We start from the raw sequence: 11,191 nt of genomic DNA, 5'->3' as shown, positions 1-11,191 counted from the left end.
ATAATGGAAGAGAAAAAATCAACACCCGTCGATGTTCTTTTTGCGAAACCGTTATTTCATTGGTGGCAAGGGTTGGAGGAAGACCGCGCCAGCCGTGCAGTATTGCAACGATGCGAGACACTGGATGCTGTCACGTTAAGCGATGCTTACCAGCGTTTTTATCGTTATATGCTGGCTTGCGGCTGGCCAGAAAATGCCAATGATTGGCAAAGAGACAAGCTGGCGGCCATTGCCGGATTGTTGGCGCACGTTAAAACCGACGACACGCAACGCTTGCCCATCAAAATGTCTGAATTGGCAGGTGATAAGCCTTTAGTGTCAGAACTGCGTTTTCGCGATTTGCTGAAAGTTGAAACCACCGATGATTTATTTATTAGCTTGCGTCGAGTATTGCCCTTGATAGGTCATCAGGCCAGTATTGAGCAACTGGCACACGATGTCTATTGGTGGAATGACGACATCAAAAAACAATGGGCATACAGCTATCGTTGGCCTGCTAAACCTGCAGCCTGAATTTCCATATCAAATTTTTACGAAAACACTCAAGGAGAAAACCATGTCCCGTTTTATTCAATTACATATCCTGACCAGCTACCCACCCTCAAACCTGAACCGCGATGATACTGGTCGCCCGAAAACTGCCGTGATTGGCGATTGCACCCGTTTGCGTATTTCTTCGCAAAGCCTGAAGCGTGCATGGCGCACTTCAGATATTTTTGAGGCCGCGCTGAAAGGGCATATTGGCACACGCACCAAAGAAATGGGTGTCAGCATTTATCAATCGCTGACCAAACAGGGTGTCGGCGAAAAAAATGCGCGTGAATGGGCAAAAACGATTGCCAGTCAATTTGGTAAATTGAAATCTGATAAAAAGACTGAAAACAACGAAGACCTGCACGTTGAGCAGCTTGTGCATTTCAATCCTGAAGAAGAAAAAGCGATTGCCGATTTGGTGACTCAATTGGTGGCGACAGCGACTGCACCTACAGAGGATGATTTGAAGCTGCTACGAAAGCAGCATACCGCTGTGGATATCGCGATGTTTGGCCGGATGCTGGCCTCATCACCTGCCTTTAACACCGAAGCCGCCGTACAAGTAGCGCACGCCATTACCGTGCATAAAGCTGCCGTCGAAGACGATTATTTTATTGCCGTTGATGATCTCAATACCGGTGAAGAGGACAAGGGTGCGGCGCATATCGGTGAACTGGGTTTTGGTGCAGGTGTGTTTTATTTGTATATCTGCATTGACCGTGAATTGTTGCAGAAAAATTTGGGCGGCGATGCCGGGTTGACACGAAATGCCTTGGATGCCTTCGTGCAGGCGGTTACCAAGGTGTCGCCCACCGGCAAGCAAAACAGCTTTGCTTCGCGTGCTTATGCCGGTTTTGTATTGGCAGAAAAAGGAGATCAACAACCACGCAGTTTGGCGCAAGCATTTCTGAAGCCAGTTAAACCCAATCAGGAAAGAGGCGAAGATACCTTGACCCGTGCCATCAAAGAATTAACCAAACGACGCGATAACTTCAATGCGGTGTATGGCGACTGCGCCGACGCCAGCGCGCAATTTAATGTTGAAACGGGTGAAGGAAGCCTGAGTGCTATAGCCAAATTTATAGCGGAATAGCCGCTATGGAAACCTTGATTTTTCAACTGCAAGCACCCTTGTCCTCGTGGGGTGACGTGGCGGTAGGTGAATATCGCCCTAGTGCAGAATATCCGAGCCAGTCCGCCATACAAGGCTTGCTAGGTGCTGCATTGGGTATAGATCGTGACGATAATGTTGCGCAAACGGCGTTACGCACCGGCTATCGTTTGGCAGTGGGTGTGCTGAGTCAGGGGCGATTGCTGCGCGATTACCATACCTCCCAGGTTCCTAGTCGCGTTGACCTGAAAAAACGGCCACACGCGACGCGACGGGATGAGTTGTCATTGCCTAAGCAGGACCTCAACACCATTTTATCGAGCCGTGATTATCGGCAAGATGCTGCCGCATTGGTGGCGGTGCAAACGGTGGCGAATGCGCCTCATTCATTAGCGCAGTTAGTCGAGGCGCTGAAAAAGCCAAAGTTTGTGCTGTATCTGGGACGCAAGTCTTGCCCTATTGCGGTGCCTTTGCATCCTTGTGTTTTGGACGTAGAAACCATCAACACGGCATTTTCGGATTATCAGCAACAATTGGCTGATCTGTGGCAACAGCAATTACCCAAACATACCGAGCCAAACAATTTAGCCATCCGGAAAATTATTTGGGGTGATGATTTCGGCGCGGATGACTTGTCAGTTGTTGGTGCGCAACGCGACTTGAGCATCATTCGTAAAGACCAGGTGATTACACGGCAAGGATGGCAATTCTCAGACCGTAACGAACATATTGCTTTGTTAGTGAAGGAATAAACGTCATGTATTTTAGTGTTATTACACCAGAAGAGAGTTTGTTGCGACAAGCGTCGCATGAGCTAGCGCAATCAGCCTCGATAGTGCATAAAAAAGAACCTTATGCCGAACATCAGTTGTTATGGCGATTTTTCCCGAGTGTAGAGGATCAGGCTCGCGATTTTATTTTTCGTCGTCATGATGTGGATCAGATTCCTCGGTTTTATGTGGTGTCAAAGCGCCCGCCTATCGCATTTAGCAATGCATGGAAGATACAGAGTAAAGACTATGCCCCGCAACTTGCTGAAGATCAACGCTTGTCTTTCCAACTTCGCGTTAATCCAGTGATTACAAAAAAAAATAGCGCAGGCAAATCGCAACGGCATGATGTTGTGATGCAAGCAAAAAAACAGCTATTGGCGGAACACGGATTTGGCAATGATGCAAAATGGAAAGAGTGGCAAGATGGGGATAACAAGCCCTTGCTGTATGAAATAGTGCAAAAGACTTGTATTGAGTGGTTGCAATCACGTGCAGGCAATAATGGCTTTACTATTATTACGGCAAGCGTTGATGCATATCAGCAGAATAAAGCGGGTGAGCGTGATATTCGCTTTAGTACCGTGGACTTTTCAGGAGAGCTGATCGTGACTAATCCTGAGTTATTCCAGCAAGTGCTATTTAACGGTTTGGGTCATGCCAAAGCCTTCGGCTGCGGATTAATGCTGGTACGCCGGAGCTAAATGATAGCCGGACTTCTGCCCCACTCAAACCCATCGCCATCAAGGAGCGTCTTTCCATCCTGTTTATCGACGAAAGGCAGCTTGATATTCTGGGTGAGGAATTTGCATTTAAAATCGGCATGGGCGATACTGCATCGCATCTGTAATGCAAAAAGAGGAAAATGATGAAAACAGTGACTAAAACATCCACTATCCCGCCGCTACGGGTAAACGAAGAAGTGCGTGCCGCTGCCGAGGCGGCGTTGATGGAAGGTGAAACGCTTTCCGGTTTTGTGCTGGAGGCGATTCAATTCAATATTCAGCGCCGGGCAATGCAGCAGGAATTTGTCGCACGCGGGCTGGCGGCGCGAGATGAGGCACGCAAAACAGGCAAATATATCTCGGCAGACGAGATGTTGGCAGGGTTGGATAAAACGCTGGCACGTTCGCGCAAGGCGGCTGCACGCAAGTGAATTACACGGTTCGCTTTACGCCCGCTGCCGCGAAGGATTTGCAACGCCTTTTCGACTTTCTTGCTGTGCAGGATGTGAAAGCCGCCAGACGTGCCCGTACCGCTATTGCCAAAGGATTGGAGTTCTTGCGCATGTTCCCTTTCAGTTGCCGCAAGGCATCGCCGGAGCATCCGCTATTGCGCGAGCTGATTATCAGTTTTGGCACGAACGGTTATGTCGCACTGTTTGAAATCGAAGACAGTCGGACTGTGACCGTGTTGGCCATACGTCATCAACGCGAAGAAGATTTCTTTTAAATTTCCTATGGCCGGACTTCTGCCCCCACTCAAACCCATCACCATCAAAGAGCGCCTTTCCATCCTGTTTATTGATAAAGGGCAGCTTGATGTCCTCGATGGCGCCTTTGTGGTGGTAGACAAAAATGGGGTACGTACTCATATACCCGTTGGGGGTGTGGCTTGTCTGATGCTTGAGCCCGGTACCCGTGTTTCCCATGCGGCAGTGGCGCTGGCCGCACGCGTGGGCACGTTGCTGGTGTGGGTTGGCGAAGCGGGGGTGCGGCTTTATTCTTCCGGCCAGCCAGGCGGCGCGCGTGCGGATCGATTGCTCTATCAGGCCAGGCTGGCATTGGACGACGATTTGCGGCTCAAGGTAGTGCGCAAGATGTACGCCATGCGCTTTGGTGAAGAGCCTCCCAGCCGCCGCAGTGTGGAACAGTTGCGCGGCATCGAGGGTGCTCGTGTGCGACAAACTTATCAACTGTTGGCCAAGAAATACGGCGTTGAATGGAAAGCGCGCAATTACGACACCAGCGAATGGGATAAAGGGGATATCCCCAATCGTTGCCTTAGCGCGGCAACTGCGTGCCTTTATGGCGTGACCGAAGCGGCAGTTCTTGCAGCAGGCTATGCACCGGCGGTAGGATTCATTCATACAGGGAAACCACTATCGTTTATCTACGATGTGGCCGATGTGTTTAAATTCGAGACGGTTGTCCCTGTCGCCTTCCGTATCGCGGCAAAAAATCCGCACAATGCAGAACAGCAGGTGCGCCTTGGCTGCCGTGATGCTTTTCGGGAAACGCGCCTGCTGGAAAGGATTATCCCTACCATCGAAGAAATGCTTGCGGCGGGTGAAATTACCCCGCCTACACCACCCGAAGAATCGGTTGCTCCCGCTATCCCTAATCCTGAAAGCCTGGGCGATGCTGGTCATCGTTCTTGAAAACGCACCGCCCAGATTGCGTGGTCGTCTTGCCGTGTGGCTACTGGAAATTCGCGCTGGCGTTTATGTCGGAAATTACTCCGCCAAGGTCAGAGACAACATCTGGAAACAGGTTGAAGAAGGTATAGAACAAGGGAATGCGGTGATTGCTTGGCGTACCAACAATGAAGCTGGCTTCGATTTCATGACATTGGGTGCGAATCGACGCATACCGGTGGAAATGGATGGCGCGAAACTCGTATCTTTCTTGCCGCTGGACGACGGTACTGTTCTTTAAAAAATAGAAGAATATTTCTGGCTGGGGGCGTAAAATTCAGCAACGATTCCATCGTTGAATTTTAGCTGGAAAAATTGGTGGAATTTAAGGTGTTTAAAAATCGCTGTAAATTCAGTGAGAAAGAAGAAGTGTGTTCCCCACGCCTGTGGGGATGAACCGGCGTGATTTATGCCGGTGTGGGTGACGCTGATGTGTTCCCCACGCCTGTGGGGATGAACCGAAACAGCCACGCAAGAAAAACGGCCAGTTTAAGTGTTCCCCACGCCTGTGGGGATGAACCGGCCACATTCCAGCCGCTGCTATTGAATCCAAAGTGTTCCCCACGCCTGTGGGGATGAACCGCCGCTTTTGCTGGAATCGGCGCAGCAAGTGACGTGTTCCCCACGCCTGTGGGGATGAACCGCAGATAAAACCGCAGTCGGTAACGCGAGTGAATGTGTTCCCCACGCCTGTGGGGATGAACCGATGACGCGGGGGTTATCTGAGCATGATATTAAGTGTTCCCCACGCCTGTGGGGATGAACCGGTTACGGCGAACGGATACACGAGCACAGCGGCGTGTTCCCCACGCCTGTGGGGATGAACCGCACCATATGCAGACTTACTGGCTAAGGTTTTGCGTGTTCCCCACGCCTGTGGGGATGAACCGCTTGGTAACTTATGGAAATATAGAGTAGGCGAGTGTTCCCCACGCCTGTGGGGATGAACCAGGGTAAGCAGGTCGTTATCGATCACTTGATACCGTGTTCCCCACGCCTGTGGGGATGAACCAGGTGACCGCCTTGGGCTCGCAGGTGCTATTGGAGTGTTCCCCACGCCTGTGGGGATGAACCGGCAAACGGGGATACGTGGGCGGCATCGTTTAGGTGTTCCCCACGCCTGTGGGGATGAACCGAATTGGTTTGCGTTACTGAGAGCACAGATTAAGTGTTCCCCACGCCTGTGGGGATGAACCGCAAATCCGCCTTTGATGATATAGGCGATTTAAGTGTTCCCCACGCCTGTGGGGATGAACCGAAATGCGGATTAATTTAATTATAGCTACTGAAGTGTTCCCCACGCCTGTGGGGATGAACCGCCTTCCGAAGTGGGCGCTGTAATTTCTGTAATGTGTTCCCCACGCCTGTGGGGATGAACCGAGAATGGTAAACAGTACATTACGCAATGCAACGTGTTCCCCACGCCTGTGGGGATGAACCGACTTTAAAAAAGGTCAGAAAGAGACATTAGACGTGTTCCCCACGCCTGTGGGGATGAACCGCAGCTTGCAGGTTGCAAATACAGAGTGTCTGATGTGTTCCCCACGCCTGTGGGGATGAACCGCGGTTTAACATGGTCAGTTTCGATTAGTCAAAGTGTTCCCCACGCCTGTGGGGATGAACCGCGTTGATTCGTCCTAGGTGCTGCTCTGCCTCAGTGTTCCCCACGCCTGTGGGGATGAACCGATTTTTCTCCCCCTTGGAGTTCTGTAAATAACGTGTTCCCCACGCCTGTGGGGATGAACCGCATCGGCACAGCAATCAGCCAGCCTGATTAAAGTGTTCCCCACGCCTGTGGGGATGAACCGTTTCCTCCTACATTGCCAGAATTTTTAATGATGTGTTCCCCACGCCTGTGGGGATGAACCGGTATCAGCGCGCCTAGCGTAGGGCCTATTTAAGTGTTCCCCACGCCTGTGGGGATGAACCGAAAATTAGGAGAATGTAAATTTAAAATAGAATTGTGTTCCCCACGCCTGTGGGGATGAACCGACTTTTATTTAATATTTAATCGTACACTTGATGTGTTCCCCACGCCTGTGGGGATGAACCGCAGAAACATCGAAATTAGTATAATGAGCAAGTGTGTTCCCCACGCCTGTGGGGATGAACCGTTATTGAAACTACGTGATAAATATTCATAAAATGTGTTCCCCACGCCTGTGGGGATGAACCGCGAGAATGCGATTAATTGAAATTTGCGGAATCGTGTTCCCCACGCCTGTGGGGATGAACCGGGTCTAGCGCAGGGATGTACCCATTGCAACGAGTGTTCCCCACGCCTGTGGGGATGAACCGCAGCTAGCGCCGATTTTGTAAGCGAAATTGAGGTGTTCCCCACGCCTGTGGGGATGAACCGGAAACCATTGTGGTAGATATATTCTATCCTGAGTGTTCCCCACGCCTGTGGGGATGAACCGAACACCATTCATGTCCTGACCAGACATAGGAACGTGTTCCCCACGCCTGTGGGGATGAACCGGGGAAGAATGGGCGCGGCAACTTGGTGAAGGTGTGTTCCCCACGCCTGTGGGGATGAACCGACGGCAGGTTAAAAGGCACGTTGCAATTTGCAGTGTTCCCCACGCCTGTGGGGATGAACCGTCAACACAAATGATTGCGTTGTCGTAACAGTTGTGTTCCCCACGCCTGTGGGGATGAACCGCAATTTGTTTGTGCCATTATTGTTCATCAGAAGTGTTCCCCACGCCTGTGGGGATGAACCGGCAGCAAGCTCAGGCTACTACAGCACGGCAGCGTGTTCCCCACGCCTGTGGGGATGAACCGTTGCTGGCTGCATCACTATGCATGGTGATTTTGTGTTCCCCACGCCTGTGGGGATGAACCGCAATTGCCGGATGAGTTGGTATTCGGCGTGGTGTGTTCCCCACGCCTGTGGGGATGAACCGCTGGGGTATCTTACCCCATAGAATGGCAAAATGTGTTCCCCACGCCTGTGGGGATGAACCGAACGGTTACACCAGCACGGCAGCCGGAGCTTAGTGTTCCCCACGCCTGTGGGGATGAACCGACTCAAAAAAACGCCGGTGTCGTCGCAGTCGCGTGTTCCCCACGCCTGTGGGGATGAACCGTCGTCTTTATGTCTTTATGTCCCATCCACACCGTGTTCCCCACGCCTGTGGGGATGAACCGCGCCCGTCATTAGTCTGCATTTGGCACGTTCCGTGTTCCCCACGCCTGTGGGGATGAACCGCCTCGGTGGGTTACCCCCACGTGACAACATTCGTGTTCCCCACGCCTGTGGGGATGAACCGCTACTCAGAGCTGACTGGGAGTTCGCTGTGAAGTGTTCCCCACGCCTGTGGGGATGAACCGCCAAGAAAACACCGATTCGCTCATTGAGCGGCGTGTTCCCCACGCCTGTGGGGAGTTCCTGGTTTGAGCGAGGATACGCGCCAGCTTGCAGCGGTGTTCCCCACGCCTGTGGGGGGGGCTATGGTAGTTACGAAGGGTAATATGGCACCGGCGTCTTTTTTGCGTCTCTAAGAAATGGCGGAGCAGAATTGCGCCAGTGCGTTGTTCGGTCGTTGAGGATTTGTTGTCGGACAGGTCGCCAGCGGCCATTCCCTGATTGCAGACGTTACAGACATGGCGTTGTGCCGCGTTTCGCGCTGATGAAACTTGCGGCGGCGGTCAAGGGAGCAGATTTTCATTCGCGATTCATTTGGCCGCTTCCCGTATCAGCAAGGTGCGTTTGCGTTCTATCCCCCAGCGATACCTCGAAAGTGCGCCGTCGTTACGTACCACGCGGTGGCATGGAATGGCGACGGCAAGTGCGTTGGCGGCACATGCCTGCGCGACGGCACGTGCCGCTTTTGGCGAGCCGATGCGCTCGGCGATTTCGCTGTAGCTGGCGGTCGAGCCGGCGGGAATCTGACGTAGAGCCTGCCAAACACGTTGCTGGAAAACCGTGCCGCGTATATCCAGAGGCAGATCGAGTCCGCGTGCCGGGGCCTCGACGAAGCCGACTACCTGCGCCACCCATTGTTCAAAATCGCTGTCGCCGCCGGTTAATTCCGCATGGGGGAATCTGTCCTGCAGGTCGCGTACCAGCATGTCGGCATCGTCTCCCAGCAGGATCGCGCATACGCCCATCTCGGTTGCCGCGACCAGTATCGCGCCCAGGCTGCATTCGCCCACCGCAAAGCGTATCGCAGTATCGGCGCCGCCGGCACGGAAATCGGTCGGCGTTATGCCCAGTATCTGCTTCGATTCGGCGTAAAAACGTCCGCTGGAATTAAAGCCTGCGCCATAAATAGCATCGGTGATCGTCGCGCTGCGTGCAAGTGCGTGCCGCACCTGTTGTGCGCGATGTGCCGTCGCATAGCCCTTGGGCGTGACGCCGGTGATCGCCTTGAAGATGCGGTGAAAATGGAATCGGCTTAATCCGGCCTGCTGCGCCAGCGTGTCAAGGTCAGGTGCCACCTCGGCGTTTTTAATTTGTCGACAGGCCTCGGCTACCATCGTGGCGTATTGCTCGGTCAGGGATGGCTGATCCGGCTTGCAACGCTTGCATGGCCGGTAACCCGCCTGCTCTGCATCGGCACAGGTGGCATGAAAACGTACGTTTTCGCGGCGGGCCAGGCGCGAAGGGCAGGATGGGCGGCAATACACCCCTGTCGTCGAGACGGAATAATAGAATTGGCCATCGGCGCCAGCATCGCGGTGTACAACCGCCGCCCAGCGTGCGTCGTCGTCCGCGTTGAAGGCAGGGTTATTTTGAGTCGGCAGGGCAGGCATGATGGTGTTCCTCGCTCGCATTTTGCACTGATGATTCATTTTAGCGAGGATTTTACCGGGCGCACTCCGTTTCTTGCTGTGGAATCGAACCGGTGGCGATTTTGTGCTGGCGGCAAGTGATGCAGGTGATTGCGCGTCGGATGGGGCGCGGAAGGGTCGCGCTATGGCGCAGTCTTGCTGTCGCCTGACTCCGCCTTGGGTTCGCGATTGAGCAGTGCTTCAACCGCGGTTTTCGGTGCGACGCCCTGATACAGTATCTGGCACACGGCATGGACGATGGGCATGTCCACGCCAAGCTGTTGCGCGAGCTGATCGACTTCACGTGCGGTGGTGACGCCTTCGGCGATGTGGCCGAGATCACGCAGGATGGCTTCCAGGCTCATGCCGGCGGCCAGACGCAAACCGACCTGGCGGTTGCGTGACAGGTCGGCAGTGGCGGTGAGGATCAGGTCGCCCATGCCGGTGAGTCCCATGAAGGTCTCGGTCTGGCCGCCCAGCGCATGGCCGAGGCGGGTCATTTCGGCGAGGCTGCGCGAAATCAGTGCCGCGCGGGCGTTGTAACCGAAGTGCAGGCCGTCGGAAATGCCGGCGGCGATGGCGATGACATTCTTTAACGCGCCGCCGACTTCCACGCCGATGACATCGGTGCTGGTGTAAACCCGCAGATGATGATCGTGCAGCAGGCTGGCGACGCACAAGGCAGCAGGATTCTGGCTGGCGAGGGTGAGTGCAGTGGGCAGCCCTGCTGCGACTTCCTGGGCAAAACTTGGGCCGGATAATACGCCGCGCGGGGTGGTCGCAGGCAGCGTTTCGGCTGCGACCTGATGCGGCAGTTTCATGGTGCCCGATTCGAAACCCTTGCATACCCAGATCACCGGTGTGTATGCCACCTGATCGGCAATGCTCTTGAGTACGCTGCGAAAGGCGCCGCTCGGTGTTGCGACGATGACGACATCGGCTACGGCGACCGTGGCCGCGAGATCGGCAGAAAATGCGAGCTGTTCGGGTAGCGCAACGCCCGGCAAATACCTCGCATTGGTGCGGGTTTGCTGCATCGTGGCAACTTGTGCCGGATTGCGTGCCCATAAAGTCACGTCATGGCGCTTGGCAAAATTGACGGCGAGCGCTGTGCCCCATGCCCCCGCGCCGAGTATCGCGATATTCATGCGCCCCACACCTGATCGAGTTTGATATAGCCGACGCTCTGGTCGGGCAGGCGCACTTTTGCCCAGCCGCCGCTGGCGTTTTCCAGCCATTCCAGAATGACGCCTGCAGCGACCTGTGCGTTGACGGGGGCGTTGTCTTGCGCCTGGGCGCGGATCTGGGTGGCATGGCGCACGACGACGGTATGGGTTGCCGAAAGTTGCGCGGCTTGTATCCATGCCATCGCGCCGCTGCTGTCACGCACTTTTGCCCATCCGGTAATGCTGACCACAACTTCCAGCGGGTAGCCTTTGCTCAGCACGAATAGTGGCCTGGCTGTCGTCGATGGTGCGTCATACAGTACCGCCGCCGGATTTGCGGTTGAGCGGAAATCCAGTGCTTGTGCCGGCACTGCAGCCAGCATGAGGATGGATAGGAGTAAGCGCCGTATCATGC

The 11,191-nt window shown here is 54.1% G+C and carries 11 protein-coding genes and 1 CRISPR repeat array; of the genes, 8 read left to right on the top strand and 3 right to left on the bottom strand.

Annotated elements, in window-relative coordinates; all coding sequences use genetic code 11:
• Nucleotides 1-3 precede the first annotated feature (3 nt).
• The 8 genes from casB (at nt 4) to cas2e (ending at nt 5,072) form a co-directional block, all read left to right on the top strand.
• Nucleotides 4-513, top strand: coding sequence for a type I-E CRISPR-associated protein Cse2/CasB (casB, locus tag CAP31_RS12655; RefSeq protein WP_087447865.1), 510 nt, complete (start codon nt 4-6; stop codon nt 511-513).
• Nucleotides 514-556: 43 nt separating this feature from the next.
• Nucleotides 557-1,627 (top strand): type I-E CRISPR-associated protein Cas7/Cse4/CasC, encoded by a 1,071-nt coding sequence (gene cas7e / locus CAP31_RS12650; protein WP_087447864.1) that lies wholly within the window; start codon nt 557-559, stop codon nt 1,625-1,627.
• A gap of 5 nt (nt 1,628-1,632) precedes the next feature.
• A complete protein-coding gene (cas5e, locus tag CAP31_RS12645; RefSeq protein ID WP_087447863.1) occupies nt 1,633-2,397 on the top strand; it encodes a type I-E CRISPR-associated protein Cas5/CasD in 765 nt (254 codons plus the stop codon).
• Between the two features lie 5 nt (nt 2,398-2,402).
• Nucleotides 2,403-3,119 (top strand): type I-E CRISPR-associated protein Cas6/Cse3/CasE, encoded by a 717-nt coding sequence (cas6e, locus tag CAP31_RS12640; RefSeq protein WP_087447862.1) that lies wholly within the window; start codon nt 2,403-2,405, stop codon nt 3,117-3,119.
• Nucleotides 3,120-3,292: 173 nt separating this feature from the next.
• Entirely contained in the window at nt 3,293-3,571 is a 279-nt protein-coding gene (locus CAP31_RS12635; RefSeq protein ID WP_223247281.1) for a YlcI/YnfO family protein, read from the top strand.
• Complete coding sequence (locus CAP31_RS12630) at nt 3,568-3,867, top strand: type II toxin-antitoxin system RelE/ParE family toxin (protein WP_087447860.1); 300 nt, start codon at nt 3,568-3,570, stop codon at nt 3,865-3,867. The genes CAP31_RS12635 and CAP31_RS12630 overlap by 4 nt, the downstream gene beginning before the upstream one ends.
• Nucleotides 3,868-3,874: 7 nt before the next feature.
• Nucleotides 3,875-4,795 carry a type I-E CRISPR-associated endonuclease Cas1e gene (gene cas1e, locus CAP31_RS12625; protein WP_087447859.1) on the top strand — a complete coding sequence of 307 codons (921 nt, stop codon included), beginning with the start codon at nt 3,875-3,877 and terminating at the stop codon, nt 4,793-4,795.
• Nucleotides 4,776-5,072 (top strand): type I-E CRISPR-associated endoribonuclease Cas2e, encoded by a 297-nt coding sequence (gene cas2e, locus CAP31_RS12620; protein WP_087447858.1) that lies wholly within the window; start codon nt 4,776-4,778, stop codon nt 5,070-5,072. Before cas1e ends, cas2e begins: the two co-directional genes overlap by 20 nt.
• A 130-nt stretch (nt 5,073-5,202) precedes the next feature.
• A CRISPR array of direct repeats spans nt 5,203-8,289; the repeat unit is 29 nt; unit sequence GTGTTCCCCACGCCTGTGGGGATGAACCG.
• A gap of 223 nt (nt 8,290-8,512) precedes the next feature.
• Here cas2e and ada read toward each other — a convergent pair.
• The 3 genes from ada to CAP31_RS12605 all read right to left on the bottom strand — a co-directional run bounded on the left by ada (nt 8,513) and on the right by CAP31_RS12605 (nt 11,189).
• Nucleotides 8,513-9,592 carry a bifunctional DNA-binding transcriptional regulator/O6-methylguanine-DNA methyltransferase Ada gene (ada, locus tag CAP31_RS12615; protein WP_087447857.1) on the bottom strand — a complete coding sequence of 360 codons (1,080 nt, stop codon included), beginning with the start codon at nt 9,590-9,592 and terminating at the stop codon, nt 8,513-8,515.
• A 161-nt stretch (nt 9,593-9,753) separates the two neighbouring features.
• On the bottom strand, nt 9,754-10,758 hold the full coding sequence (locus CAP31_RS12610; RefSeq protein ID WP_087447856.1) for an NAD(P)H-dependent glycerol-3-phosphate dehydrogenase: 1,005 nt from the start codon (nt 10,756-10,758) through the stop codon (nt 9,754-9,756).
• Nucleotides 10,755-11,189, bottom strand: a complete 435-nt coding sequence (locus tag CAP31_RS12605) for an SH3 domain-containing protein (RefSeq protein ID WP_087447855.1) — start codon at nt 11,187-11,189, stop codon at nt 10,755-10,757. The genes CAP31_RS12610 and CAP31_RS12605 overlap by 4 nt, the downstream gene beginning before the upstream one ends.
• Between the last annotated feature and the right edge of the window lie 2 nt (nt 11,190-11,191).

The organism is Sulfuriferula sp. AH1, from assembly GCF_002162035.1.
Classification (GTDB): Bacteria; Pseudomonadota; Gammaproteobacteria; order Burkholderiales; family Sulfuriferulaceae; genus Sulfuriferula.
The sequence above is the reverse complement of the archived record's forward strand: the minus strand, read 5'-3'. Positions and strand labels throughout refer to the sequence as shown.